General features: G+C 67.4%; 26 protein-coding genes and 1 pseudogene. 16 read left to right on the top strand and 11 right to left on the bottom strand.

What is annotated here, in order from left to right:
* Positions 1–64: 64 nt before the first annotated feature.
* Both U743_RS16590 and U743_RS16585 read right to left on the bottom strand, forming a co-directional pair.
* Positions 65–463 carry a phage holin family protein gene (locus U743_RS16590; protein ID WP_156966486.1) on the bottom strand — a complete coding sequence of 133 codons (399 nt, stop codon included), beginning with the start codon at positions 461–463 and terminating at the stop codon, positions 65–67.
* A gap of 134 nt (positions 464–597) precedes the next feature.
* Positions 598–882 carry a DUF883 family protein gene (locus U743_RS16585; protein WP_043769947.1) on the bottom strand — a complete coding sequence of 95 codons (285 nt, stop codon included), beginning with the start codon at positions 880–882 and terminating at the stop codon, positions 598–600.
* 222 nt (positions 883–1104) lie between these two features.
* Between U743_RS16585 and U743_RS16580 the strand changes: the two genes are divergently transcribed.
* Together U743_RS16580 and U743_RS16575 are read left to right on the top strand one after the other, a co-directional pair.
* On the top strand, positions 1105–2154 hold the full coding sequence (locus tag U743_RS16580; RefSeq protein ID WP_043769945.1) for a DUF3080 family protein: 1050 nt from the start codon (positions 1105–1107) through the stop codon (positions 2152–2154).
* 94 nt (positions 2155–2248) lie between these two features.
* Complete coding sequence (locus U743_RS16575; protein ID WP_043769943.1) at positions 2249–2458, top strand: hypothetical protein; 210 nt, start codon at positions 2249–2251, stop codon at positions 2456–2458.
* A gap of 67 nt (positions 2459–2525) precedes the next feature.
* On the opposite strand, the gene U743_RS16570 is transcribed toward U743_RS16575, so the two are convergent.
* Positions 2526–3890, bottom strand: a complete 1365-nt coding sequence (locus tag U743_RS16570; RefSeq protein WP_198022089.1) for a DUF1329 domain-containing protein — start codon at positions 3888–3890, stop codon at positions 2526–2528.
* A 168-nt stretch (positions 3891–4058) separates the two neighbouring features.
* Here U743_RS16570 and U743_RS16565 point away from each other — a divergent pair, with 168 nt between their 5' ends.
* From U743_RS16565 to U743_RS19675, 4 genes and pseudogenes are all read left to right on the top strand, one after another.
* The gene (locus U743_RS16565) at positions 4059–4718 is read left to right on the top strand and encodes a TetR/AcrR family transcriptional regulator (protein WP_084191623.1); all 660 of its coding nucleotides are present in this window, start codon (positions 4059–4061) and stop codon (positions 4716–4718) included.
* A gap of 25 nt (positions 4719–4743) precedes the next feature.
* The gene (locus U743_RS16560; protein WP_052368313.1) at positions 4744–7212 is read left to right on the top strand and encodes an acyl-CoA dehydrogenase; all 2469 of its coding nucleotides are present in this window, start codon (positions 4744–4746) and stop codon (positions 7210–7212) included.
* Positions 7213–7332: 120 nt separating this feature from the next.
* Positions 7333–7671, top strand: coding sequence for a P-II family nitrogen regulator (locus tag U743_RS16555; RefSeq protein WP_043769940.1), 339 nt, complete (start codon positions 7333–7335; stop codon positions 7669–7671).
* A 57-nt stretch (positions 7672–7728) separates the two neighbouring features.
* Positions 7729–9323: pseudogene (locus tag U743_RS19675) on the top strand (cation:proton antiporter domain-containing protein).
* A gap of 11 nt (positions 9324–9334) precedes the next feature.
* On the opposite strand, the gene U743_RS19810 reads toward U743_RS19675, so the two are convergent.
* Positions 9335–9550, bottom strand: a complete 216-nt coding sequence (locus U743_RS19810; RefSeq protein ID WP_084191622.1) for a CDGSH iron-sulfur domain-containing protein — start codon at positions 9548–9550, stop codon at positions 9335–9337.
* A 19-nt stretch (positions 9551–9569) separates the two neighbouring features.
* Between U743_RS19810 and U743_RS16545 the strand changes: the two genes are divergently transcribed.
* Positions 9570–9986: a DUF4124 domain-containing protein gene (locus U743_RS16545; RefSeq protein WP_043769938.1), complete on the top strand. Its 417-nt coding sequence runs from the start codon at positions 9570–9572 to the stop codon at positions 9984–9986.
* 15 nt (positions 9987–10001) lie between these two features.
* Here the strand turns inward: U743_RS16545 and speE are convergent, their stop codons facing one another.
* Positions 10002–10862 carry a polyamine aminopropyltransferase gene (gene speE / locus U743_RS16540; RefSeq protein ID WP_043769935.1) on the bottom strand — a complete coding sequence of 287 codons (861 nt, stop codon included), beginning with the start codon at positions 10860–10862 and terminating at the stop codon, positions 10002–10004.
* 55 nt (positions 10863–10917) lie between these two features.
* Between speE and speA the strand changes: the two genes are divergently transcribed.
* Both speA and U743_RS16530 read left to right on the top strand, forming a co-directional pair.
* The gene (gene speA / locus U743_RS16535) at positions 10918–12813 is read left to right on the top strand and encodes a biosynthetic arginine decarboxylase (RefSeq protein ID WP_043769932.1); all 1896 of its coding nucleotides are present in this window, start codon (positions 10918–10920) and stop codon (positions 12811–12813) included.
* Complete coding sequence (locus tag U743_RS16530) at positions 12813–13985, top strand: alpha/beta fold hydrolase (RefSeq protein ID WP_052368312.1); 1173 nt, start codon at positions 12813–12815, stop codon at positions 13983–13985. The genes speA and U743_RS16530 overlap by 1 nt, the downstream gene beginning before the upstream one ends.
* Here U743_RS16530 and U743_RS16525 read toward each other — a convergent pair.
* Positions 13973–14923, bottom strand: a complete 951-nt coding sequence (locus U743_RS16525; RefSeq protein ID WP_198022086.1) for an alpha/beta fold hydrolase — start codon at positions 14921–14923, stop codon at positions 13973–13975. The two genes, U743_RS16530 and U743_RS16525, sit on opposite strands and share 13 nt — an antisense overlap.
* An 80-nt stretch (positions 14924–15003) precedes the next feature.
* Between U743_RS16525 and U743_RS16520 the strand changes: the two genes are divergently transcribed.
* Complete coding sequence (locus tag U743_RS16520; protein WP_084191620.1) at positions 15004–16224, top strand: NAD(P)-binding domain-containing protein; 1221 nt, start codon at positions 15004–15006, stop codon at positions 16222–16224.
* On the opposite strand, the gene U743_RS16515 is transcribed toward U743_RS16520, so the two are convergent.
* Positions 16200–16961: an SGNH/GDSL hydrolase family protein gene (locus tag U743_RS16515; protein ID WP_052368311.1), complete on the bottom strand. Its 762-nt coding sequence runs from the start codon at positions 16959–16961 to the stop codon at positions 16200–16202. The two genes, U743_RS16520 and U743_RS16515, sit on opposite strands and share 25 nt — an antisense overlap.
* Before the next feature lie 178 nt (positions 16962–17139).
* Here U743_RS16515 and U743_RS16510 point away from each other — a divergent pair, with 178 nt between their 5' ends.
* Both U743_RS16510 and U743_RS16505 read left to right on the top strand, forming a co-directional pair.
* Complete coding sequence (locus U743_RS16510) at positions 17140–17631, top strand: GNAT family N-acetyltransferase (RefSeq protein WP_043769927.1); 492 nt, start codon at positions 17140–17142, stop codon at positions 17629–17631.
* A gap of 142 nt (positions 17632–17773) precedes the next feature.
* Positions 17774–18244: a hypothetical protein gene (locus U743_RS16505; RefSeq protein WP_043769924.1), complete on the top strand. Its 471-nt coding sequence runs from the start codon at positions 17774–17776 to the stop codon at positions 18242–18244.
* Between the two features lie 47 nt (positions 18245–18291).
* On the opposite strand, the gene U743_RS16500 is transcribed toward U743_RS16505, so the two are convergent.
* Positions 18292–18945 (bottom strand): class I SAM-dependent methyltransferase, encoded by a 654-nt coding sequence (locus U743_RS16500; RefSeq protein WP_198022085.1) that lies wholly within the window; start codon positions 18943–18945, stop codon positions 18292–18294.
* 128 nt (positions 18946–19073) lie between these two features.
* Here U743_RS16500 and U743_RS16495 point away from each other — a divergent pair, with 128 nt between their 5' ends.
* Genes U743_RS16495 through U743_RS16480 form a run of 4 tightly spaced genes read left to right on the top strand, consistent with a single transcriptional unit; the run spans position 19074 to position 21767 of the window.
* Positions 19074–19919, top strand: coding sequence for a class I SAM-dependent methyltransferase (locus tag U743_RS16495; protein WP_052368309.1), 846 nt, complete (start codon positions 19074–19076; stop codon positions 19917–19919).
* On the top strand, positions 19916–20869 hold the full coding sequence (locus U743_RS16490) for an MBL fold metallo-hydrolase (protein WP_084191619.1): 954 nt from the start codon (positions 19916–19918) through the stop codon (positions 20867–20869). The genes U743_RS16495 and U743_RS16490 overlap by 4 nt, the downstream gene beginning before the upstream one ends.
* Positions 20870–20917: 48 nt before the next feature.
* Positions 20918–21220: a hypothetical protein gene (locus U743_RS16485; protein ID WP_043769923.1), complete on the top strand. Its 303-nt coding sequence runs from the start codon at positions 20918–20920 to the stop codon at positions 21218–21220.
* 4 nt (positions 21221–21224) lie between these two features.
* Positions 21225–21767 carry a DNA-deoxyinosine glycosylase gene (locus U743_RS16480; protein ID WP_043769921.1) on the top strand — a complete coding sequence of 181 codons (543 nt, stop codon included), beginning with the start codon at positions 21225–21227 and terminating at the stop codon, positions 21765–21767.
* Here U743_RS16480 and U743_RS16475 read toward each other — a convergent pair whose 3' ends face one another.
* The 3 genes from U743_RS16475 to U743_RS16465 form a co-directional block, all read right to left on the bottom strand.
* Positions 21768–22727: an alpha-L-glutamate ligase-like protein gene (locus U743_RS16475; protein WP_043769918.1), complete on the bottom strand. Its 960-nt coding sequence runs from the start codon at positions 22725–22727 to the stop codon at positions 21768–21770. It lies immediately after the preceding gene.
* Positions 22727–24247: a UUP1 family membrane protein gene (locus U743_RS16470; protein ID WP_043769916.1), complete on the bottom strand. Its 1521-nt coding sequence runs from the start codon at positions 24245–24247 to the stop codon at positions 22727–22729. The genes U743_RS16475 and U743_RS16470 overlap by 1 nt, the downstream gene beginning before the upstream one ends.
* Before the next feature lie 213 nt (positions 24248–24460).
* The gene (locus U743_RS16465) at positions 24461–26557 is read right to left on the bottom strand and encodes a M13 family metallopeptidase (RefSeq protein WP_043769912.1); all 2097 of its coding nucleotides are present in this window, start codon (positions 26555–26557) and stop codon (positions 24461–24463) included.
* Positions 26558–26567 lie beyond the last annotated feature (10 nt).

The raw sequence follows: 26567 nt of genomic DNA, 5'->3' as shown, positions 1-26567 counted from the left end.
CCGGGGCTTTTTCGTGGGTTTGGCACAGAGACCGAGAGCCCTTCGTGGGCCGGAAGCTGAGGGATCAGCTGCGTCGGTTGAGCTCTTCTTCCGCGAGCTTTACGCCGAGCTTCAGCGTGCTGCCGAGCAGGCTGCGTGCTCGCGGGCTGACGCCCAGCACAATGCCAACCCCCAACGCGATTGCCATTGCCGCCTCGGGCCGCCGCTCGATCTCGGCAGGAATGCGGCCTGCATACTGCTGCGCGAGCTGGACGGCGCTTTCCTTCAGATCCGCCTGTGACTGCTCTTCGGTCGCCGGCGGCGACGCCTCAGCGGGTTGTCGCAGGAACAGCAGATAGACGAGCAAGGCACTCAACAGGCTCACCGCCCCGACAATGAGTGCCGCCAGCGTTGCCGGCATGACCTGCTGCAGGGCCAGATAGCCGGACAAAGCCAGGAAGCTCAAACCCAGCAGACCGAGCAAGATGACGATCCAGTACTTCAGGTACTGCTGGACTGAGCGTTGAATGAAGTTCATGAGGCGATAGGCCAGAGCGGCTCGGGTCTGCGCAGCATTGCGGCAAGCACATGCAATGCACGCGGCAGGCCTGGCGCCACTCAGCGACGATCCAGCATGACGCCCAGCAGCAGTCCCGCTCCGAAGGCGGTGAAGACGCTGGCATAGGGACGCGCGGCAATCTGGCCTTGCAGATTCTCGCTCGCTGCATGCAGCTCCTGCTGAGCCGTACCGGCGGCATCACGCATGCTCTGCGCTCCGGCCTGGGCGCGATTCTGTGCCTCGCCTGCCAGACTCGATGTCAGCTTCGAGATATCGTCGCGGACCGCCTTTATGTCAGCCTTCAGTTTCTCGAGTTCCTGACTCTGCGTCGTGCTATCGGCCATGTCCCGTCTCCGTTGTGTTTTGGGACTACAGGTTACTGACCGGTTACTGAAGCGCCGGTGAACCAGAGCACACACCCCAACGGCTGCGCGAGCAGCGGGGTCTTCCAGTCATTGGACGTGATGGCGACCATGCATCGCTCGTTGCATCGGCGAGTTCCGGTAGCAGTCGGCGAGTAGCTGGACAGCGCGCCATGGCCGACAGCGCTGCATTAGCATTCCGCGATGCGCTGCCTTCCAACTCTGCTGGCTTCGCTGCTGCTGGCGGGTTGTGCCCGCGATCCGGTGGCATCGATCTATGCGGACTACCTCGCCCGCCTCGAGCGCGTCACCGGCGTGGAAGCACCCGCCGAGGCCCTCGCAACAGACACGCTGCGCTATCCGCGTGGCCGCGAGCGGCAACTTCCCGTGCCGGAAGTCAGCGGTAGCGTCCTGGAAATCTTTCGCCTGAGTCGCTGCGATATCGGGCAACTTTTGGCTCAGCGCAACAGCATCCTCGGCCGGCACGCCGACGCTGCCGCGCATCTGGCCATAGACGGCCGCATCACGCAGCGCCTAAAGCAATGCCGCGAAGCGCTGAACCATTCGGACAAAGAGGATGCACGTCTGCTCGCGCGCATCGACGAGCTCCTGGAAGAGAAGTCGGTAGCCATGAGGGCCCGGGCATGGAACGCCGGCTTGGGCAGCCAAGCCATGGCCGACTGGTGGAGCCCTTCGGCCGACGCACTGGTGCCTTCCGAGGCCGGCATGCCCGGAGACGCCCTGGAGCAGCTCGTCCTAGCCGTGCAAGCTGCGCTCGAGGGAAAGCGCGAGCAGGCGGATAAGGCCTTCTCGCAGGCTTATCGGCAACTCGAGCGCCAACGCTACGGCGGGGCCTGGTTAAAGGCCATGCAGACCAGCCTCGCCGGCCTGTCGGCAGCCACCACGCTGCTTGACACTATCGACACGACGCGTCTCTGCCCGCAGCAGCGACCGACGCCGAAGGCGCGCGTGTTGCAGACGATCCTGCAGCAGCGCTATTTCGGCAACATCCAGCCATTGCTGGCCAAGCTCGACCGAGCAGGTGAAGCCATGCACGAAGCCCTGAAGACACTGTGGCCTGCCGACGCGAAACCTCCTGCCGCCGTAGCCACCTTTCGGGCACAGGTCTGGGCGGTCACCGAGGGCGGACTCGGTAACCGCCTCCTTCATGAATCGCGCTCCCACGCGGCAGCCTGGAAGCGCGTGCTACAGGCCTGCGGGCTCGGACCGGCGGCGAGCGCCAGCGCTCGCTGAGCAAGCTCTGGCGGCCCTTTCATGGCGGCGCGACTTTCGCGGTGGTGTGACTGAGGCGTATCGTGGATTAAGGCTTACACCAACGGATAGCGCCATGAGCGAGGACGAGCGGTCAGGACTCACCGGCAAGGGCGAGCGCCTGATCAAGGAACGCCGCTCGGGCAAGGATCGTCGCAAGAGCGGCGGCGACCGCCGCGACAGCTTCCGTTTCGAAACCGATGACCGGCGCTCCGGAGAGGATCGGAGAAAGGACGCCAACACCTGGAGCAAGGCGCCGGACTCGGGCAAGCGGAAAAAGGACTGAGCCCACAAACGAAAGGGCCCCGCTTTAGCGGGGCCCTTGGATTCGCAAGCGACCGCGGATCATGCGATCAGCGGGTGGCCTGGCGCGAAACGTTGGAAGGCTTGAAGTAGTCGGCATCGAACTCGCGCTCCACATTCTCCGGATGCTCGTTGTTCAGCGCCTGCACCAGATAACGCCCATTCTGCAGGTCGTAGATGGTCTCACCGATCGGCACCTGGAAGGGCTTGTCATAGGCGAGGACCGTGTGCGCCTCCTGGAAGCGCCACAGCTCGTCGCGGCGATCGTAGATATCGACCAGGCGGATCTGCCAGCCATCCTCGTCGACATAGAACTTCCGGCGCTTGTAGATATGCGTGGTGCCCGGCTTCGTCTCGGCGTCCACGATCCAGACCCGGCGGCGCTCGTAGCGCGTGTGGTCCTGGTTGATATGCCCCGACGTGACGATGTCGTCGTAGCTGAGATCCTGATTGTGCAGCGGATAGCTGTTGGCCGGGACGAGCATTTCCTTCTTGCCGACGAGTTTCCAGGTGTAGCGATCCATCGCGCCGTTGAAGGTGTCGGTCTGGTCGTTCGTGCGCAGACCGTCCGAAGCTGTACCCGGGTTGTCGTAGGCCACGTTCGGCGCACGACGGAGGCGGCGCTGGCCGGGGTTGTACTGCCAGGCACGCCGCGGCTCCTTCACCTGGTCCATGGTCTCGTGCACCAGAGTGATGGTGCCCGCCAGACGCGGCGGCTCCGTCACCACCTGCAGGAAGTAGATCAGGACGTTATCCAGATCCTCGGGCTCGTTACCGGGGAAGTTGTAGGGGAAATAGACGTCCTCGCGGATCGTCACCCGGTTGTAGCGCCCGTTCTGCGTCACCGCGAACTGGTTGTTCCAGCGCTGCACCCAGCGCCCCAGATAGCGGGTCTTGTGGTTCCAGATGACTTCGTGACCGCTCTTCGGGATCGGGAAGGGATAGCCATTGATGGCGCCTTCGAGCGCTTCGCCGCCGCCGCCGAGATTGGCCTCGGTGGCATTGCGGCGCGTGCCCTCATAGATGAACTCGGGATTCCGGAAATTCCGCCGCGTCTCGTAGACGGGCATCTTGTAGCTTTCCGGATAGGTTTCGAACATGGCCTTCTGGCCTTCCGACAGCAGATCCGCGTACTCGTCGACATTGTCAGCGGTGATGACGTAGGCAGGCTCGTCATCGGGGAAGGGGTTGCAATACCAGGAGCCTTCGCCCTCATAGCAGTCGGGAATCTCGGTCAGGCCTCCGTCCCAGGCCGGGATGCTGCCGTCCTCGTTGCCGGCCTTCTCGGCGCCCCAGGGCGTGAGATCGCCGCCTTCCTCCAGACGCTCGGCCTCTTCCTCGGACACCCCGGCAAGGGCGGCGCCAGGCGCCGTCATCAGCGCAAGCGCTGGAACAAGCCAGAAGAGCTTCTTCATGATCATTATCTCCGGTTCGCAGTCATCGATTGATTATCGTGGCACACACACAGTTACAACAAAGAGCCAACTGCAGGATCAACCTGATCGCCCGCACCGGTGCTGAACAGAGATTGACCATACGGCAGCGTATGCCTACACTCCATACTAAAGCGTATGGAGCCATTAATGCCAGCAGCGAAGCACGCGCAGGGTCCCGGGTCCGACAAGCAGAGCCTCAGCGCCGACGACTGGGCGGCAGCCGCGCTGGACGCGATGGCGGCCGGGGGCCTGGAATGCGTGGCCATCGAACCGCTGGCCCGGCGCCTGGGCGTAACCAAGGGCAGCTTCTACTGGCACTTCGCCAACCGCGACGCGCTGATCGAGGCCGCCCTCACGCGCTGGGAGCGCGAGGAAACCGACGACATCATGGTGCGCGTCGGTGACACCACCGACCCCTACGAACGCGTCGTGCGGGTCTTCAAGGCCGCCAACGCCAGCTATCGCTCGGGGCGCCTCTATCTGGCGCTGGCCGCGGCCAGCGACCGGCCAGCCATTCAGGCGGCCGTGCGTCGCGTCTCGGAGCGACGCCTGGCCTATCTCTACGAGTGCTACCGGGCGTTGGGTTTGCCGGAGGGCGACGCGCGGCGTTGGTCGACCTTCGCCTACGCCACCTTCATGGGCAATCTGCAGATCCGGCGCGATGTGCCGGAAGCCATCCCCGAAAACGAGCAGTTCAACGACTATCTGCGTCTGATGATCGAGACGCTGATACCGCGTGCGCGAGAGGAGAAGAACCAATCCACGTCCGGACAGCAGCAGGATCCGCCGCTGCAGGCCGTGGTCTGACCGTCTTACACGGAGTGCCATCATCATGACAACTCTCATCATCACCCTTGCCGCCGTCGCCATCGCCTGGGCGCTGGCATTTACCGGGGCACCGTTGCTCGCCTGGACCGGCGTTCTGGGCGCTAGCCTGATTGCCGCCGCCGCGACGGGCTACCTGGGCCCGGTCGGGCTCGGCGTGCTGGGCCTTGTCTTCGCCGCATTCGCCTTCTTCTCGATCCGCCCGCTGCGAGCCGCAGTCGCGACGCGACCGATCTTTGCGGCCTTCAAGAAGGTGCTGCCGGAGATGTCATCCACCGAGCGCGAAGCGCTGGAGGCCGGCGACGTCTGGTGGGAAGGCGAGATGTTCCGTGGCCGCCCGGACTGGCAGCAGCTGCACGATTTCCAGGCCACCCAGCTCACCGAAGCCGAGCAGGCATTCCTCGAGAACGAGGTCGAGACGCTCTGCAGCATGATCGACGACTGGGAGATCGAGTTCGAGCAACGCGCCGTGCCCGAACCGGTCATGGCCTACATCCGCGACAACGGCTTCCTGTCCATGCTGATCCCGGCCGAGCACGGCGGCCTCGGCTTCTCGGCCGTGGCGCAGTCTGCGGTGGTCACCAAGATCGCCACCAAGTCGATCGCCGTGGCGGTGACGGTAATGGTGCCGAACTCACTCGGCCCGGGCGAGTTGCTGGTGCACTACGGCACGCCCGAGCAGCAGAAGAAGTGGCTGCCCGGTCTCGTGTCCGGCAAGGAGATTCCCTGCTTCGGCCTGACCGGCCCGGAAGTCGGCTCCGACGCCACCGCCATGCCCGACAACGGGGTGGTCTGTTACGACGAAATCGACGGCCAGCGCACGCTGGGCATCCGCCTCAACTTCTCCAAGCGCTGGATCACACTGGCGCCCATCGCCACCGTTGTCGGCCTGGCGTTCAAGCTGGAGGACCCGGACGGTCTGCTGGGTGATCGCTCCAAGACGGAGTACGGCATCACCTGCGCGCTGGTACCGGCCAATCATCCGGGTGTGGAAGTCGGCCGCCGCCACTATCCCGGCTCCGCCTTCATGAACGGCACCGTGACGGGCCGCGACGTCTTCATCCCCATCGACTGGATCATCGGCGGCGCCGACAAGGCCGGCGGCGGCTGGCGCATGCTCGTGGAGTGCCTCTCCGCAGGCCGCGGCATCTCGCTGCCGGCGCTGGCCGCCGCCGCCGGCCAGGCCGCCTATCGCATGACGGGCGCCTATGGCCGCATCCGCCGCCAGTTCAAGCTCGCCATCGGCAAGTTCGAGGGGGTGCAGGAGGCCAGCGGCCGCATCGCCGGCCTAACCTACACCCTGGAATCGATGCGCCTGCTCACTGCCTCGGGCGTGGATCACTGCACGCCGTCGGTCGTCACAGCCGTGGCCAAGTACCACATGACCGAGATGATGCGCCGCATCATCATCGATGCCATGGACATCCATAGCGGGCGGGGCGTGCAGCAGGGTCCGCGCAACTATCTGGCCGCCGGCTACAAGGCAGCCCCCATCGCCATCACGGTGGAAGGGGCCAACATCATGACGCGCAACCTGATGATCTTCGGTCAGGGCGCCATCCGCTGCCATCCGCACGTCTTCCCGGAGATGGAGGCCGCGCGCGCCGACGACCTGAGCGCTTTCGATCGCGAGCTGTGGTCGCACATCGGCTATTCGGTGAATCGCGGTGTGCGCGCTTTCACCCTCGGGCTGACCGGCGCCAAGCTGGCACGTGCCCCCGAGGCCGGCCCGCTGTCCGACTACTACCGGCAGCTGGAGCGCATGAGTGCCTCGCTGGCCTTCGTCTCAGACGTCACCATGGGCATGCTCGGTGGCGACCTCAAGCGCAAGGAGCGTCTGTCGGCACGACTGGGCGACGTGCTGTCGCAGCTCTATATCGCCTCCGGCGTGCTCTGGTACTTCCGCCACCACGGTAGCCGCGAGGATCACGTCACGCATGCACGCTGGGCGCTGGACAACTGCCTGGCCGAAATCCACAAGGCCTTCGACGGCTTCTTCGCCAACTTCCCGAGCCGGCCCATGGCCGGGCTGATGCGCACCATGGTCTTCCCCTGGGGCCGGCCCTACCGCGAGCCCTCGGATGCGCTCACCGGCGAAATCGCCGAGAGCCTGATGGCACCCAGCCGCCTGCGCGACGAGCTCACGCAGCTGGTCTACGTCAACGGGGGCAAGGAGGACCCCATCGGTCGCATCGAGCACACCTTCGAGCTGCTGATCAAGGCCGAGGAGCCCTACCTGAAGTACTTCAAGGCGCTGTCCGCCGGCGAGCTGGACGGTCACACGCCCGAGAAGAAGCTGGCCGACGCCGTGTCCAAGGGTGTGCTCTCGGCCGAGGAGCGCGATCTGGTCGCCGAATACGACGCGGCGCGCTACGACGCCATCCAGACCGACGACTTCCCGGCATCCTACTTCGCGCAGTTCGCCGGCACGACCTCGCACGAAGAGGTCGAAGAGGAGCAGCGTCAGGTGGCCTAGTCGTTCGGCCAAAGTCGTACCCACCGGCCCGCCCCCCGCGCGGGCCGGTCCATTTATGGCAGCCGGTAACCGCGTGGGCTGCTGCTACACTCGCTGCAAGGTCGTCAGGGACAACACGCCATGAAAATGCTTACCGCCATCATCAAGCCCTTCAAGCTCGACGCCGTGCGCGAGGCGCTGGCCGACATCGGCGTGCAGGGCATGACGGTGACCGAAGTCCGCGGCTTCGGTCGTCAGAAGGGGCACACCGAGCTGTACCGCGGCGCCGAGTACACGGTGGACCTGCTGCCCAAGATCAAGCTGGAGGTCGCGCTTCCCGAGGACATGATCGATCGCGCCGTCGAGGCGATTCAGTCCGCAGCAAAAACCGGGCAGATCGGCGACGGCAAGATCTTCATCAGCACGCTGGAGCAGACCGTGCGCATCCGTACCGGCGAAACCGGCGACGGCGCCGTCTAGCGGCCCGCACCAGCAAGCAGACCAACAACCGACCGCAAGCGACAGGCCGCAATGGCGCTGGAGCCGGTGTACGTCATCGTGGCGCTGGCCTGCGGCCTCGCGGCGATCGCGGCGCGGCTGCCGCCGCTGCTCGGCTTCCTCCTGGCCGGCTTCATCCTCAATGCGGCGGGCTACGGCAGCACGCCCGTGCTCGAGGTGCTTGCCAACCTCGGTGTCACCCTGCTGCTGTTCACGATCGGGCTGAAGCTCAACATCCGCTTCCTGTTGCAGAAGCCGGTTTGGGCAGCGGCCTCCATGCATCTCGCCGGAACCACGCTGCTCTTCGCGCTGTTGCTGATGCTGCTGGCGCGCGGTCTGGCCTGGCCGCTGCTGACCGAGCTGGAAGGCGCGCAAGCGCTGCTGCTGGCCTTCGCGCTGAGCTTTTCCAGCACGGTCTTCGTCGTCAAGGCATTGGAAGAGCGCAGCGAGGCCGGTTCCTTCTACGGACGCGTCGCCATCGGCGTGCTCGTCATGCAGGACGTCTTCGCGGTCGCCTTCATGGCGGCCTCCACTGCGCACTGCCCAGCCCCTGGGCACTCGGCCTCTTCCTGCTCATCCCGCTGGCGCCGCTGCTGCAGCGCCTGCTCGAACGTGTCGGCCACGGCGAGTTGCAAGTGCTCTACGGCATCGCACTGGCGCTGGTGCTCGGCTACAGCCTCTTCGAGGCGCTGGGCGTCAAAGGTGATCTCGGCGCGCTGGTCGTGGGCATGCTGCTGGCACCACATCCAGCTGCCTCCCCGCTGGCCAAGTCCCTCTTCAATCTGAAGGAGCTCTTCCTGATCTGCTTCTTCCTCGGCCTCGGCCTGGGCGCCGAGCTGCGCTGGGAGCTGGCCGGCGCGGCATTGCTGCTGCTGGCATTGCTGCCGCTCAAGAGTGCGCTCTATCTGCTGATCTTCGCCCGCTTCCGCATGCGACTGCGCAGCAGCATGCTGTCAACGCTCAGTCTGAGCAATTTCTCGGAGTTCGGGCTGATCCTGGGGACCGTTGCGGTTGCGCAGGGCATGTTGAGCAACGACTGGCTCACCGTACTGGCACTGGCGGTAGCCGCGAGCTTCGTCCTCGCGGCGCCGCTGAACAGCGCGTCGGAAACCATCTATCGCCGCTTCGCGCCGAGATTGCGGCGCCTGGAGAGTCGGGAACTGCTGACGCACGACAGCCCGATCCAGGTCGACGACGCCGACGCGGTAGTGCTGGGCATGGGGCGCATCGGTCACGGCGCCTATCTGCAGCTGACGCGCAAGTACGGTATGCGCGTGCTGGGCGTCGAGAATCGCGTGGAGCGCGTGCAGGCGATGCGCGCCGAAGGGCTCAATGTCGTCGAGGGCGACGGGGTGGATTCCGACTTCTGGGACAAGCTCGTTGTCGACGACCGCGTGCGCCTGGTGCTGCTCACCATGCCCGGAAGGGCCGGCAACCTGTACGCCATACAGCAGCTGCGGCGCGACGGCTTTCACGGCCAGATCGCCGCAGCGGTCAACTACGCCGACGAGATCGAGCTGCTCAAACGCGCCGGCGCCGACGCCGTCTTTCACACCTCCGAGGGAGCCGGAAGCGGCCTCGTCGAACACGCCTTCGACCAGTTGCCCCAGCGGCCGGTGGCCTCAGCGTCCTGAGGGGGTCGCTATCACCGATTGTGGCTGCCGTCGCAGTGTGGCCAGCGCGCGCTCCTGCCGCAGCGGCAAAGCCAAACGCGCTCGGCCCGGCGCCGAACCTGCAGAGGAATCGCTTCATCGGCGCGCCGGCAATCCGATGGACAGAGCACTTGCGCACCGCAAGCGCACACGCGGTAACTCCCGCGCGCCAGCGTCAGCAGCCTCGGGCCTTGGTCAGTGGTGCTCATGAGCGGCTAGACTAGCCGCATGAGTCAGCATTCTCCACGAGCAAGCGCAGCGCTCGGCTTCGCACTGCTGCTGCTGACCTCCGGCGCCAGCGCCCCCGCCGGGGCCGAGGTCTATCAGTGGCGCGACAGCAGCGGTCATCTGCATTTCGGCGACCGGCCACCGGCTACCGTCGACTACCAGCTCTTCGAGCCTTCGGGCGCGATTGCCGACAACGCCGCCCCGGCGTCCGGAAACCGTGACGAGACGCCAACGCAGCAGGCCGGGGCCGATGCGGCCGCCGCATGCACCGAGGCGCGTGAGACCCTGGAGCGCTACCGCAACGCTGACCGGCTGGTGGAGACCACCGACAGCGGCGAAGAGCGCAAGCTGAGCGAGACCGAGCGCGAGGAGATCATCGCCATGCAGCAGGGTCTCGTCGACCGCGCCTGCGGCTGACCTGCAGGGCGCGCTTCAGAGCGCGTCGAGCTGCTCGCGCAGATAGTTGGGCAGGGCAAATGCCGCGCGATGCGTGGCGGCATTGTAGTACTGCGTCTCCAACGCGGCGATGGCGCGCTCATCGAGGCGTTCCTCCGCCGTCAGCGGACGCTTGCAACCCAGCGAGGCGCTCCACCAGCCCGAGGGATAGATCGGCTGCGGGAAGTGCAACAGATGCGTCTGCGCGAAACCTGCCTCGCGCATGGCGCGATGCATGGCCACGATCAGCTGCTGATGCAGCAGCGGCGATTCCGACTGATGCACCAGCAGGCCGTCCTTGCCCAGCGCGCGGAACACGTCGCCGTAGAACTTCGGGCCGAACAGCCCCTCGGCCGGCCCCACCGGGTCGGTGGAATCGACGATGACGACGTCCACGCTGCCCGGCTCGGCGTCGCGCATCCAGGCCAGCCCGTCACCGAAGAAGAGTTCGGCGCGCGGATCGTCGTTGCGCGCGCAGAGCTCCGGGAAATACTGCTCGGCCAAGCGCGTGACGCGCTCGTCGATCTCGATCTGAATCGCGGATTCCACCTCGGGGTGCTTGAGCACCTCGTTGAGGGTGCCGCAGTCGCCGCCACCGATGATGGCCACGCGCTTCGGCGCGGCATGGGCGTTGAGCACCGGATGCGCCATCATCTCGTGATAGAGGAAGTTGTCGCGCGTGCTCACCATCGTGCAGCCGTCGATGGTCATCAGGTAGCCGAAGGTATCGGTGCGGTAGATGTCGATACGCTGGATCGGCGTGTCCTCGCCGTGCACGTGCTCGCCCAGTCTGAGCGACAATGCCGTGCCCGTGGTTTCGTCGATTTCGGTGAACCAGTTGTTCTGCGGCAGCGTCATGAGTCGCTCTCCCCGGATTGGCAGCCGCCGAGTATAAGCAAACAGCCCTGTTGCAATGACCGATTCCAGCTGGCGCCCCGCTGACGCGGCGACCGCCTACAACATTCCCGAGTGGAGCGAAGGCTATGTCGCCGTCGGGCAGCAGGGCCATCTGCTCGTGCAGCCGCGCGGCGCCGGCGGACCGGCCATCGATCTCGCCGCGCTGACCCGGCGCCTGCCCAGCGAAGGCCTGGAGCTGCCCGTGCTGCTGCGCTTCGGCGACATCCTCGCGGACCGCATCCGATCCCTGGTCAATGCCTTCGACGAGGCACGCGCCGCGCTCGACTACGCCGGTGGCTACACCCTGGTCTATCCCATCAAGGTCAACCAGCAGCAGACAGTAGTGGCAGGCATCGTGCGCGCGGGTGGCGACCGGGTCGGCCTGGAAGCCGGCAGCAAGCCCGAGCTGGCTGCCGTCCTGGGCTCGGCCGCGCCGGGCTCGGTCATCGTATGCAACGGCTACAAGGATCGCGCCTACGTCCGGCGCGCGCTGATCGGCGAGAAGCTCGGCCACCGCGTCTACATCGTCATCGAGAAGCTCTCCGAGCTCGCCATCGTCATGCGCGAGGCTGAAGCGCTGAAGGTGGCGCCGCGCATCGGCCTGCGCGTGCGTCTGGCCGCCATCAGCGCCGGCAAGTGGCAGAACACCGGTGGCGAGCGCTCCAAGTTCGGACTGTCGGCGACGCAGGTGCTGCGCGCGCTGGACACGCTGCGCGCCGCCGGGCAGCTGGAGGCGGTACAGATGCTGCACTTCCATCTTGGTTCGCAGGTCGCCAATGTCGGCGACATCCACCGCAGCATGCGCGAAGCGGCCCGCTTCTACGCCGAGCTGCGCAACGCCGGCGCACCGGTGACCGTGGTGGATGTCGGCGGCGGTCTGGGCGTGGACTACGAGGGCACACGCTCGCGCTCCTACTGCTCGATGAACTATTCGCCGCGCGAATACGCCACAGCCATCCTGCGTAGCCTGAAGGACACCTGCGCGCAAGGCGGCCACCCGGAGCCGGAAGTCATCTCCGAATCCGGCCGCGCGCTCACCGCGCATCACGCCGTGCTGATCACCGACGTCGTCGACGTCGAGGCCGTGCCCTCCGGACCGGTGCCGAAACCAGGCGCGGAAGACCCGGCGCCGCTGCAGGAGCTGCACAGCGTGCAGGCCCAGCTCGATGCGCGGCCGCCACTGGAGCTGCTCTACGATGCCGCGGCCTGGCTCGGCGACGTGCACAGCCAGTACAGCCACGGCCTGCTGGATCTTGCGGCGCGGGCGCGCGCCGAGCAGCTCTACGTCGCTATCGCCCAGGGCGTGCGCGCACGCCTGGATCCAAGCATCCGCGCGCACCGCGAGGCACTCGACGAGCTGGAGCAGCGCCTGGCAAGCAAGTACTTCTGCAACTTCTCGGTATTCCAGTCGCTGCCCGACATCTGGGCCATCCAGCAGGTCTTCCCCATCCTGCCCATCCATCGCCTCGACGAGCGTCCCGACCAGCGCGTGGCGCTGTGCGATCTGACCTGCGACTCGGACGGCCGCATCGACCACTACGTCGACCGCCGCGGCATCGAGGCCACTATGGCCGCGCACAGCCTGCGCACCGACGAGCCCTACTGGCTCGGCTTCTTCATGGTCGGCGCCTATCAGGAGATCCTGGGCGACATGCACAACCTCTTCGGCGACACCAACGCCGTCAACGTTGTGCTGGACGAAACAGCGCCGGACGGCTGGCGGCTGGAATCGCCCGAGCAGGGGGACGCCGCCAGCGACCTGCTGCGCTACGTGCATTTCGCGCCCGAGGCGCTGATGCGCAGCTACCGCAGCAAGATCAACGGACTCGGCCTGCCGCGCCGCGAGGCCTCTGCCCTGCTCTCCGAGCTGGAGGCAGGCCTGTCCGGCTATACCTACCTCAGCGAAGCGTGATGCGTCTGGCCGACAGCTTGATACGCCGCGGCGCCGCCGCCGGCGAGCAGGCGCTGCAATGGCTCAGCGTGGCCGTCGAACGCGCCACCGACAGCGAAGCCTTCTACGCCGCCGATCAGACCCCCTTTGAGGTGCTTCTCGACGACGGCTTGATGCGTCTGCGCTACTACTCGCCGCTGGAGAATGACCGCATCACTGTCGGCGAGCAGGAGCTGACCGTGGCCCGGCAGGAGCACGCCGTGCCGTTGCTGCTGGTACCGCCGCTGGCCGCCAGCACCATGATCTTCGACCTGCTGCCGCACCGCAGCCTGGTGCGCTATCTGCGCGCCCGAGGCTTTGCCGTCTATCTCGTCGACTGGGGCGACCCGGATGCCGACGATGTCCACCTCGGCCTGCGCCACTACTGCACCGAGAAGCTGCCGGCGGCCGTGGCGGCACTGCGCGCGCACGCCAGGACGCAGGATATCTCCCTGCTCGGCTACTGCATGGGCGGACTCTTCGCTCTGATCTACGCCGGCTGGGCGCGCGATCCGGGCATCCGCAACCTGGTGACCATCGCCAGCCCGGTCGACTATCACGAGATGGGCGCAGCCGGCGAGCTGCTGCAGCGCCTGCGCCTGCCGACCCGGCTGGTGCGCCGCTTCACCGGCTTCCGCGTGCACAACATCAACCCGAAGTACCTGCGCATCCCGGGCATCGCCGCCTCGGTAGCCTTCAAGCTCAGCAACCCGAAGGGTACGCTGGCGGCCTACATCGACCTGCTAATGAACCTCGGCGACCGCGAATACGTCGTCGAGCACGCCACCACGGCGGCCTGGTTCAACCGCATGCACGATTACCCCGGCGGCATCGTGCAGGACTTCATCGTGCGCGTCGGCCTGGACAATGCGCTGGCGCGCGGCGAGATTCCGCTGGGCGAAGCGCGCAGCAGCCTGCTGCGCGGGCTGGACTGCAACCTGCTGGCCATCGCCGGCGATACCGACCGCATCGTGCCCGAGGCCTCGGCACGGCACGTGCTGGACGTCGTGGCCAGCGGTGACCAGGATTTCCGTGTCGCCCCCGGCGGGCACGCCGGCGTCTTCGGCGGCGCACGCGCGCCGGAAACCACCTGGCGCTGGGCCGCGGACTGGCTGGCGCCGCGCTCGCGCGCGGCTGCCGATCAGGCTGCCTGAGCGCGCCGCAGCTCGGGCGGCGGAGCCGTAGCCAGCGGCTGCCGCGCTTCCTCCAGGAATCCGGACAAGGTCCGCGCAAAGCGCAGCGGCGCCTCGAAGGGCACAGCGTGCCCGCAGCCTGCGAAGCGCTCGATCCGCACCGTTGGCGCATAGTCGGCGATGCGCAGCTGGCCCTCGGCCGGATAGAGCGCCGACTCCATGCCCACGATGGCGGTCATCGGCTTGTCCAGGGTCCGCAGCGAGTCGCGCCAGTCGTAATCGTTGTGCAGATAGGCCTGCAGGCAGGCCATGTAGACCGGCCAGTTGGTGACCGGGAAGGCGGCCCGCGCCACACGCTCGATGCGTGTGATGTTGACGGCCTGCTGCCAGCCGCGACGATGGAAGGCAGCGCCGTAGAACTCGGCCAGGGCGCCCCAGAAGCGGCGACGCAGCTCGCGCGGAATGGCGCCGAAGGAACGCTCCCGCCACGGCGCCATCTGCGTCATCAGCTCGGCCCAGGGCGACAGCAGCGCGTGCTGCTCGGGCCCCATCAGCCCCCACTGCCAGTCCGGACCGTTGCGCACGCAGGGCCCTTGGTCGATGTGCAGATAGGAGCGCACCGCGTCGAAGCCGTAGCGCTGGTGGTACTGCAGCGCCGTGCAGGCACCCATCGACAGACCGGCCAGCGCCACCTCGCGCAGCCCCAGACCGGTGATCAGATCGTGCAGATCGTCGGCGTGCTGGTCGAGCAGCCGCTCACCGGACAAGGGCAGCTCGTGCGAGCCGCCGAAGCCGCGCAGATCGGGCAGGATGAAACGATGCCGGTGCGCATGGCGCGCGACAAAGGGCAGCCAGTGCGCCCCCCGCATCGCGAAGCCGTGCAGCAGGATGACCGGATCGCCGCGTCCGACCTCGATATAGTTGAGCTTGGCGCCGTCGCGCATGCGTAGTTTTGCCATGCCTTGCAGCATTGGCGGTAAGGGCGATTGTTGCAAGCACGCTCATCCCCTCCAACACGACCATTCGATCGGGAGCAGTCATGCAGGCCGGATTCATCGGACTGGGCACCATGGGTTCGCCCATGGCCGGACATCTACAGGCAGCCGGCTATCTGACCGGCGTCTGGAGCCATACCCACGATAAGGCCGCCGCGCGCGCCGCCGAGCTGGGCGTATGCCACGCCGAGCATCCGGCCGCACTCTGGGAACGGGCCGACATCATCGTGATCTGCGTGCGCGCCGATGCGGAGATCCTGGAGGTCGTCGACGCCCTCTGCGTTGCGGAGGCCGCCGGCAAGCTCGTGATCGACGCCTCGACAGTGGCCGACGCCACCGCGCGCGAAGCCGCTTCGAGACTCGCAAAGGTGGGTGCACGCTTTATCGACGCGCCCATTACCGGTGGCGCCGAAGGTGCGCGCCAGGCCAAGCTGACCTTCATGCTGGGCGGCGCCGAGGCCGATATCGCCGAGGCCGCGCCGTTGCTCGATGCCATGGGCGCGCGCCGCGTGCACCTAGGACCGGTCGGGGCCGGCCAGATCTGCAAGGCCGTCAACCAGGTCATGGCGGCAGGCATCAATCAGGCCGTCTGCGAGGGCATGGCGCTGGCCGAGGCCGCCGGTCTGGACGCGGATCAGGTCGTTGAGGTTGTGGGTTCCGGCGCGGCCGGCTCCTGGTTCGTCAACAACCGCGGTCGCAGCATGGCCGCCGGTGAGTACGCCCCCGGCTTCCGCATGGCCCTGCATCTCAAGGATCTGCGCATCTGCCAGCGCATGGCCGCCGACAAGGGACTGCCGCTGCCGGTCGTCGACCGTACCGCCGCCGACTACAACCGGCTGGTCGCCGAGGGCTTCGGCGACGACGATATCTCCGGGCTCTACCGCCAGCTGCGCGAACGGCGCAGCGCAACCACCCACGCACAGGCGCCGGAACCCTACTGGTTCGAGGAAGGCTGCTGGATCAGCGAGTGGTGGAACGACCCGGCCGACGAGGCCGTCTCCATCGTGCAAGCACGCCTGCCGGCCGGCGGCACGACCCGGCTGCATACCCTCACCGGTACGGTCGAGCGCTATGTCGGCCTTGCCGGCCACGGCACGGCAGAGGTTTCCGGACAGAGCTTCCGCCTCGCGCCGGGCGATACGCTACGGATTCCGGCCGGGGCACCGCAGCGCATCGCCAACGACGGCGACGAGGATCTGGTCTTCCTCGCCGTCTGCACGCCGCGCTTCGATCCGAACTGCTACGCCGACGTCGAGCCCGACTGAAGGCGCAGCGCCGCTGCCTCACCGATGAGGGCACCCCAGCGCTCATAACCCAGCGGCGAGGGATGGAAGCGATCGTCGCAGAAATAATCGGTACCGCCCTCGAAGGGGATCGGCACATAGACCGCCTGCGGACAAGCGGCGGCCTCGATGCTGATGATGCGGTCGAAGGCATGCGCGCGTACGCCCAGCATGGCGCGCAGGGGTTGCGGAATGGCCGGAAAGTGCCCCATCGGCGGCACCGCGCTCAGCGCGATGACGGCACCGGGCGCGCGCCGGCGGGTCGAGGCCAGCAGCTTGCGCAGGTTGTAGCGCCACGTCTCGGGCGCGCAGCCGGAGAGCACATCGTTGACGCCGAGAGCGATCACCACCACGGCGGCATCGTGCGCAATCTCGGGCACATAGCGATAGCGCACATCGCGCGCCGTCGCCCCGTTGTGGCCATGCGCCTGCCAGTGCACGGCGCGGCCGCTGCGCGACGCCAGGGCCGCCGCGCATCTTCCCGCCAGCGCATGGGCATGATCCGGCGCGCCGACACCGGCGACAGTGGATTCACCCACGGCGTGTAGCGCAAGTGCAGACGCGCGGCCGCGGATACGGCCCCGCGTCGGGCCGGCGGCGCCTTCTAGCCTGGGTGTATCGCGGCGCAGCCGGTGCGCCTGCCAGGCAAAAAGAGGCAGCCCCGACAGCAGCGCCGCCAGCCAGAGCGCATAGCCCGAAGAATCCTTGACTCGCTTCATGTTGCCTCCTCGCCGACTTACCGCCGAAGCCATCTCGCAAGGTGAAATACTTGCAGAACATATGCCAGCGCTCACCGAGCTACCCCTAGCACCGCAGCGATGGCAGGATGGTCGGGCCGGGCACGAAGCGTCTGTTCGTCCCCGCTCATCGTACGCCCAACCGCCGCAAACTCATGCCATGCCCGTGATTCGCCACTTCCACGACGAAGACTGGCCGGCGCTGTGGCCGATCCTGGAGGCCGAGTTCCGCTCCGGCGAGAGCCACCCGCACTCGCCCGAGATCGACGAGCAGGCCGCCTACCAGGCCTGGATCGCCGCGCCGCAGACCAGCTATGTCGCCGAGGCGAACGGCCGGCTGCTGGGCAGCTACCTGATCAAGCCCAATCAGCCGGGTCTGGGCGCGCACGTCTGCAACTGCGGCTATATCGTCGCCACCGACGCGCGCGGAAAGGGGGTGGGCACCGCCATGTGCCGGCATTCGCTGGCTGAAGCGCGTCGGCTGGGCTATCGCGCCATGCAGTACAACCTGGTGGTGGCGAGCAACACACGCGCCAAGGCGCTCTGGGACCGCATGGGCTTTGCCACGGTGGGACGCCTGCCCGGCGCCTTCCACCACCCGCGCCTCGGCGAGGTAGACGCCTTCGTGATGTACCGGCGCCTCACCGACTGACCCGCTGCAGTGCAGCGCGCACGCTGGCGGGGCAGCGACTGCGCCGCGGCGGCGCCGGCAGAGGAAGCGCTGCCCACCACGACGGGCGCACGACCTGGCGCAACTCTTGCAACGTCTTGCATCCCATCCCCCGGGAGCCGCCATGAAGCGCAGCACCGTCACCGTGGCCCTGCTCGGCGTCGCCGACACACAGTCACGCGCGCTGGTCGCAGCCACCGCCGTCATCGCCAGCCGTCTGCCTGCAGACCTGCATTGGGAAAGCGACGCCGCCCGCGCGGAGATCATCATTCTCAACACCGGCGACGCCGAGGGCGAAGATCTGGGCGCGCGCTTCGCCGCCGAGAACGACGCCGTGCTCGTCCCCTACGCCCCGGTCGGGGCCTGTCCCGAGAACGGCATCAGCCGGCCACTGCGCATGGGCCGACTGCAGGAGGCGCTGGCCACGGCCGTCAAGCGCGTACTGGAACAACCGCCGCCCAGCAGCGAGGAAGTCAGCCGGCACAGCTATCGCGGCCGGGCACCGGAGGCATCCGGCGCGCCGAAGAAGAAGAAGTCGCAGGAGAAATCGCACGACGCGGCCTACGGCCGCGTTTATCGGGGCCGGGCCGTGTGAGCCATCGACTGGCCACGGATCGCTAGCCGGGGATCACCAACTGGGAATCAGCCGCCCTGTCGAGGCGATCGCATCGCCAGTGGCTGGCGCTCGTCGGGTCTGCCGGCGGCAAGCGGCTCGCCCGGCAGCGCCACAGGCAGCGGATCGCACTCGGGCGCAACGCGATTGCGACAACGGTAGACCACGGCCGGCGGAACGTTGCGCAACACCAGTTCCAGGTCCATCTCGTCGAAGCGGCCGCGTAACTCGCCACGCATCTGCAACGAATACTGGAAGGCGACAAAAATCCCGCCCGGTCGCAGCGCGGCCCGGATGTCGCGCAGCAGCGATCGACGCAGCGCGGGGCGGAAGTTGGCGAAGGGCAGCCCCGAGATCACGCAGTCGGCGCCGCCGTCACCCACCAGCTCACGCAGCATCGCGGCGTCACTGTGCAACTCGGCAGTGGCGAAGCGGCTCTGCAGCTTGGTACGCAAGCCGGCCTCCTTTTCGAAGACCAGAAAACGTGATTCCGGAAGGCGGGCTGCCTCGATGGCGGCGGTGAAGACGCCGGTACCCGCGCCCAGCTCCACGAGCGTGCACATGCCCCCCCAGTCGACGCCGCGCAGCATCGCGCGTGTCAGGAAAGGCGAGCTCGGGGCAATACTGCCAATCTGCCCCGGCGACGCCACGAATCGTCGCAGATAACCCAGGTGATCATTCATCGGGCGACCCGCGCCCCCTTGTCTACATTTCGCGGCACCATGCGCACAGTGTGTCATGTCCGCGACCAGCACGCGGCGACGGCGCGCTGCCGCTATTCTGGACGGCTCTTAGCGCGGAGGCAGCGTCCATGCCCTTTTCCGGCTTCACCCGCGTCAGCCCTACCGCCCGCTTCACCGGTGCGGTCTGGCGGCGCTACGGGCTGTCTCCGGCGGTGCTGCACCCGCGCAGCGAGCGCCTGCTCGCCGGCGCCCTGCGACTGGGCGCGCCGCTGGGTCGACGCCTGCCGCTGGAGGGCATGCTGCGCGCGCGACACTGCGCCATCGACGCCTGGCTGGCCGAAGCGGTCGCCGTCGGACGCGTCACGCAGGTCATCGAACTGGCGGCGGGTCACTCGGCACGCGGCTGGCGCATGAAGCAACGCTTCGGCGAGGCCCTGCACTACATCGAGACCGACTTGCCGGCGATGGCGCACACCAAGCGGCGCCTCCTGGCCGACGCCGGCATGCTCGGCGCCGGCCACGACGTGCGCGCCCTCGACGCCACCCGGCACGAGGGCGCGCAGAGCCTCGCCGGTCTGCTGGCCGAGCGCGACCGCAGCCAGGGCATTGCGCTGATCAGTGAGGGCCTGCTCAACTACCTGCCGGCAGGGGCCGTCGAGCGCCTCTGGCAGGAGGCGGCGCGCTCCATGGCCGGATTCGCCGACTCGCTCTATCTCGCCGATGTCTATCTGCCCACCGACAACGCCGACTGGCCCACGCGCGGCTTCATCGGCGGGCTGTCGCTGGCCGTGCGCGGCGCGGTGCGCCTGCACTTCCGCGACGCGGCCGATACGCTGGAACAGGCGAGACGCTGCGGCTGGCGCAGCGCGAGCCTGCAGCAGCCCTCGGAGGCGGGACTGACGCCGACGATCGGTCACGCTGTCGGCGCGCAGCGCGTGCGCATCCTGCACGCCAGCGCCCACGGGGCGACATGATGCGGCGCGCCCTGCTCGCCCTCCTGCTGCTCCTGCTGCTGCTCGCCGGACTGCTCACCGCCTGGCTGCATTGGCCACGCAGCGGGCCGGACCCGTCGGATCTCGCCGAAAGCAGTGAGGGCGCGGTCACCCTGCAATGGCTCGGGGTTTCGGCCGCGCTGCTGCGCGCCGGCGACAGCGCGGTCATGATCGACCCCTTCTTCACGCGCCGCCCCGGCAAGCTCGGACTGCTGACCAATCGGCCGACGGCGCCGGATGCCGAGCGCATCCGCGCCTGGTTGCAGCGGCTGGGCATCGAACGGCTGGATGCCGTGGCGGTGTCGCACGCGCATTACGACCACGCCCTGGATGCCGGCGTGGTGGCACGCCTGACCGGCGCCACACTGCTGGGCTCCGAGGGCGTAGCCAACATTGGCCGCGGCGCCGGGCTACCCGAGGCGCAGCTGCGCACAGTGACCGACGGTGAAGAGATCACGGCCGGCGAATTCCGGCTGCGCTTCATCGCCTCGCGTCATGCCGGCGCCACCGGCGGCCGGCCGCGGGGGCTCATCGAGGCACCGCTGGAGCCACCGGAACCACCGCTGGCCTATCGCCAGCAGCACACCTGGTCGATCCTGGTGACGCACCCGCAGGCGCGACTGCTGCATCACGGCAGCGCCGGCTTCACACCGGGCGCGCTCGCAGACGTGCAGGCCGACGCGGTGATGCTGGGCGTGGCGTTGATCGACGATCTGCCGCGATATCTCGATGAAGTGGTGGGCGCCACGGGCGCAGGACGCGTCTTTGCAGTGCACTGGGACGACTTCACCCGCCCACTCTCCGAACCGCTGCGCCCACTGCCGCTGGGCGTGAATCTACCCACCTTCTTTGCGGGCGCGCGCGACCAGCTACCGGCTGTCGACTTCCGCACGCTGCCCTTGGCCGAGCCGGTGGCGCTGGCACCAGAGTAGGCGCAGAAGCCGCATAATCAAGACCCAACGTGTACCTCTGGATCGTCCATGCCCCGGATCTCCCTTCGCCTGCTCGTGTTACCGCTGATCGGGCTGCTACTGGTTGGCTGCGCCACCTCCACCGACCGCGAATTGCCGCCCCCGCGCGAGGGCAACGTCCGCGACGTGCCCGCCTTCCGTGAGTTCATCGCCGCCCACGAGCCGACACCCGAGCAGCTGCGTCAGGTCTATCCGGACATTACCCTGGTGTTGCCCGGCGACATCGCCACCAAGGAGCTGCGCATGAACAACAGCCGCTTCTTCGCCAAGCTCGATGACGAGGGGCGTATCGTCGACGGCCGCTTCCAGTAGCACCGTGGGCGCCGACAGCGCGCCGCGGCTGAACAGCCTGCCGCCGGTGGCCGATAGCCGCGCACGCGTGCTGGTGCTGGGCTCGATGCCCGGCGCGGCCTCTCTGCTCGAGCAGCGCTACTACGCGCACCCGCGCAATCTCTTCTGGCCGATGATGGAGCGCCATCTGGGCATCGACGCGGCGGCTCCCTACGCCGAGCGGCTGCAGGCACTGTGCGACTGCGGCGTCGCGCTCTGGGACGTGCTGGCGGCCTGCCAACGTCGCGGCAGCCTCGATGGCGCCATCGACCGTGCCAGCGAGCGGCCCAACGATGTGCCGGATCTCTTGGACAAGGCACCGGGCATAGACACCGTTCTGCTCAACGGCGCGCGCGCGGCCACGATGTTTCGCAGGCACCTGGAAGCCACGTGCCTGCGCCGGCGACCGGAGCTGCGCGTACTGCGGCTGCCCTCAACCAGCCCGGCCAATCAGTCGATTCCGCTGGCGCAGCGCGAAGCGGCCTGGGCCGCTGTCGCCGAGCACGAGCGCCGGCTGGCACGCGACTGATCAGGCCACGGCCGGCCCAGCGAAGCGCTGCATGGAGAACGCGACGCGCTGGGCAGCCGTTGCTCCCAGGGGAGCGTCTGCGTCGACTGCCTCCACGCGCGCGCGCAGACCAGCGCGGTTGGCGAGCTGAATGCCTAGCCCGGGCCGGGCATTGAGTTCCAGCATGAGCGGCCCGCCATAGGCGTCGAGCACGACATCGACGCCCAGATAACCGAGGCCGGTGAGCTCGTAGCAGCGAGCCGCCAGCGCCAGCAGTTCGTCCCACTGCGGAATGGCCAGCCCGGCGATGCAATTCTGCGAATCGGGATGATGCGTCACCGGCTCATTGCGCCAGATGCCACTGAGCAGACAGCCGGTAGCCATGTCGATGCCGGCGCCCACCGCGCCTTGATGGAGGTTCGCCTTGCCGTCGGACAGGCGCGTCGGCAGGCGCACCATGGCCATGATCGGTACGCCGCGGTAAACCACGGTGCGAATGTCGGGCACGCCCTGATGCGTGATTCGTGCGAAAAGCGGATCGAAGACGACGCGCTGTTCGATCATCGCCGTATCCGGCCGACCGCCCAGGCTGTACATGCCGGACAGGATGTTCGAGACGTGATGCGCGATCGCCTCGTGCGTAACCAACACGCCGCTGGACTTGCGAAAGAGTTCGCCCGCGCGACCGTCGATGACGAAGATGCCGTCACCGCCAGCGCCGTGCGCGGGCTTGACCACGAAGTCGCTCAGAGGATCCAGGATGCCGTGCATGTCGGCAGCGTCGTGGTTGGTACGCACTTCGGCGTAGAGTGCGGGCACGGCGATGCCGGCGGCCTGGGCCAGCTTCTTGGTCAGCAGCTTGTCGTCGACCCTGGGATAGAAGCGCCGCGGATTCTGCTCGGCGATGAGCGCGGCGTTGCGCCAGTTCATGCCGGCGATACCGGCCCGCTTCAGCGTCCAAGGTGCGGCGATCCAGGCCATCAGGGCGCCTCGACGTTACGGAAGCGCAGCAGCTCAGTGAGGCGATAGCCCGTGTAGCGACCGAGCAGCAGCACCAGTGCCAGCACCACCAGCAGCAGCTCGGGGAAGACCAGCATCAGATGCTCCATGTTGGTGTGGAACATCAGCAGATAACCGGCCACGGCCACCAGCAGACTGCCCAGCCCCTGCCGGACCGATTCGCCGGCGCCGTGCTCCTCCCATACGACGGACATGCGCTCAATGGTCATCGCCAGAATGACGATGGGGAAAAGCGATACCGACAGCCCCGCCGGCAACCGCAGCTGGTAACTGATGACGCTGAGCAGGGCGATGAGCAGGATCACCACGATGACCACTGCGGCCAGCCGCGGCACCATAAGCAGCTTCAACCGCTCCAGATAAAAGCGCACGGAAAGCCCGAGGGCAGTGACCAGCGAAAAGAGCACGATGCCACCGATGAGCTGTGTCTCGCGGAAGCTTATGGCGATGAGCACCGGCATGAAGGTGCCGAATGTCTTGACGCCGATGACATTGCGCAGAAAGACGATGAGCAGCACCCCCAGCGGCACCAGCAGGAGGATCCGGTAGAGGTTCTGCGTCTGCACCGGCAGGTTGAGCAGCGAGAACTCAACCAGCATCGGCACGCTGTCGGAGGCGCGCTCGCGAATGGCCTGCAGCGCGTCGAGCTGGCTGCGCTTGGCCGCGAAACGCACATTGACGTTGCGCGCGCGCGTCACCTGCGCCGGGTCGGCGGCACTCTTCCACCATTTCACGAAATTCGGCGGATAGCCGGTATTGCCATTGGCCGGGTCGATGGGCACCCATTCCTCACCGTTGTGCACCTCCAGCCAGGCGCTGGGCTGCAGGTCGCGAGCGCCATCCTCAAGCCGAACGCCGCGCACCATGCGTGCCGGAATTCGCGCGCCGGCGAGCATGTGGATAGCGGTGGACACTTTGTCGACATCCGAGCGCTTGCCCTCCAGCATGAGGCGGATGTTGTCGTTGCTTTCGGGGCTGGCCAGCATCTGCACCAGCCTGGACGCGAAGGTCGCCACATCCGCGGAGCGGCTGCGTACCTCGTCCAGCACCGAGTTCACCGCCTGCAGATAGGGCTCCTCGTAGTCCGGGACCGGTGGCGGCAAGGGCACCGGCGCATCGGTCTCGCGCTCACTGTTGTCGGGAACGAGGGTGGCGCGGTAGAAGAGCGCCTGCCGGCCGCTGGGACGGCGCTGCGTCCAGACTGCCGTGCGCTGCTGGTCAATGCGCTCGACGGCCACGCCGTAGCCGCGCGAGATGAAGTTCTCTTCGAGGATGCGGTAGCCGGGCGGGCTCTCGGGCAGCGACAACTGCGCCTTGACGGCGCCACCGATCGGCTCGAAGCCGAGGCGCGCCTCGACAATCCATGCGTCCGTAGTGGCCTCGGCCTCCAGCGGGAAGCCGAGCACGGAATGCTTGTACCAAACGGTTCCGACGCCCACGGCGGTCAGCGCCAGCGCCAGCAGCCATAGATGCAGCCTCATGCTCGCCCCCGGCGCGCGCGCGCCACCCCCGCCCGATGCTGGCCTTCCTGCCGGCGGCGGCGCGAAGGCCGCGGACTCCCTGTCGTCATTCCTCGATCGCTCCTCATGCGGCCATCCGGCGCGACGCTAAGCCTAGCGGATACGCCGAAGATGCAGCGGGCCGTAAACCAGCCCGGCAATATGCCGGGCGCGCAGTGAACGCTGTATTAAGCCCTACCAGATCGACACGCGATCCTCCGGGGGTAGATAGAGCTCGGCCTCGGCATCGACACCGAAGGCTGCGTACCAGGCGTCGATGTTGCGCACGACGCCGTTGGTGCGGAACTCGTCGGGAGAATGCGGGCCGTTGTTGAGCCGGTTGATCAGCTCCGCCTCGCGATACTTGCGCGCCCAGATCTGTCCCCAGCCGATGAAGAAGCGCTGCGCCGGCGTATAACCGTCGATGGTCGCGTCGCTGAGAGTAGCTGGCGACGTGCGCAGGCCGATATCGCCGCTGAACAGGGCGTCATCGCGCTGCCGCGGCCGACCGGCGTCCGCCAGCGCCATGCGGTGCGCGAGCCGGGCGATGCTGACACCACCGAGATCGCCGATGTTCTCGCCCAAAGACAACGCGCCATTCACGCAGTGGTCCTCCAGCGGGCAGAAGGCGTCGTACTGCTCGACCAGATCCTGCGTGCGGGCCTCGAAGCGCTCGCGGTCGGCCTCGGTCCACCAGTCGCGCATGCGGCCGTGGCCGTCGAAGCGCGAGCCCTGATCGTCGAAGCCGTGACCGATCTCGTGACCGATCACCGCACCAATGGCGCCGAAGTTCACCGCGTCATCGGCCGCCGGATTGAAGAAGGGCGGCTGCAGGATGGCGGCTGGAAAGACGATCTCGTTGCCGCCGGGGCTGTAGTAGGCGTTGACCGTCTGCGGCGTCATGAACCACTCGTCGTCGTCAATCGGTCCGCCGAGCTTGCCGTAGTGATAAGCGAATTCGTGGCGGCGCGCGCGTAGGACATTGCCGAAGAGATCGTCTGCGGCGATTTCCAGCGCACCGTAGTCGCGCCATGCGTCGGGATAACCGATCTTGGTGGAGAAGCGGGCCAGCTTGTCGAGCGCTTCCTCGCGCGTGGCGTCGCCCATCCATTCCAGCTTGCTGATGCGCTGCCGATAGGCGCGCTCCAGATAGTCGACCATGCGCTGCACGCGCGCACGCTGCTCGGGCGGGAAGTGCTTGGCCACGTAACGCTTGCCCAGCGCCTCGCCCATGGCGTCCTCGACGACGGCCAGGGCGCGCTTCCAGCGCGGCTTCTGACGTTCGACGCCGCTGAGCTCGGCCTTGTGAAAGCCGAAATGCTCCGCGACCAGCGGCGAGCTCAGGTATGGGGCCAGCTCAGCCAGCGCGTGATAGGCCAACCAGCTCTTGAGCGTATCGAGATCAGCCTCGGCCAGCAGACGGGCCGTCGCCGCGATGGCATCGGGCTGGCGCAGGATTACCTGCTCCGGACGCTTCTCGCCGAGGGCGTGCAAAAAGGCGCGCCAATCGAAGCCCGGCGCCGCCTCGGCCAGCTCGTCAACCGGCGCCGGGTTGTAGGTCGCTTCGCGATCGCGAGAAGCTACCCGCGTCCAGTGCGCGTCGGCCAGCCCGCGCTCCAGCTCGACGATGGCGTCGGCGCGCTCGCCGGCGCGATCCAGACCCGCCAGCGCCAGCATGCGCGCGACGTGCTCGCGATAGGCGCCGCGCAGCTCGGCGAAGCGGCTGTGTTCCGAAAGATAGTACTCGCGGTCGGGCAACCCGAGACCGGACTGGCTGAGGTAGAGCGCATAGCGGTCCGGTGCACGTGCGTCGCGGTAGATCGACAAACCCACCGGCAGGTCGACGCCGATCTGCTGCAACTCGGCGAGCAGCCCCGGCAACGCCGCGCGCTCTTCCAGCCCCGCGATACGCTGCAACAGTGGCTGCACGGGGGCGATGCCGCGCGCCTCGATCGCATCGAGATCCATGTAGCTGGCATAGAGAGCGCCCAGCTTGCGGCCCTCCGGCGTCTCGGGCTCACCGGTGCGCAGCGCGTCCAGAATGACGCGCAGCTGCTCGCGCGTGCGGTCTTGAATGATGCTGAAGCTGCCGTAGTTGGAACGGTCGGCAGGGATCTCCGTGCGCGCCAGCCAGTCGCCATTGACGTAACGGTAGAAATCGTCGCCGGGCGCGACCTCGCGGTCCAAATTGGCTTCGATGACGCCCGATTGCAGCTGCGCCTGGGTCGGCCAGGCAGTACCGACAAGCGCGCAACCGAGAACGGTCGCGACGATGCGAATGTGTCGGGGCATGGGATTCTCC

The organism is Algiphilus aromaticivorans DG1253 (assembly GCF_000733765.1).
Classification (GTDB): domain Bacteria; phylum Pseudomonadota; class Gammaproteobacteria; order Nevskiales; family Nevskiaceae; genus Algiphilus; species Algiphilus aromaticivorans.
Note: the sequence above shows the minus strand (reverse complement) of the source record. Positions and strands in the feature narration are given on the sequence as shown.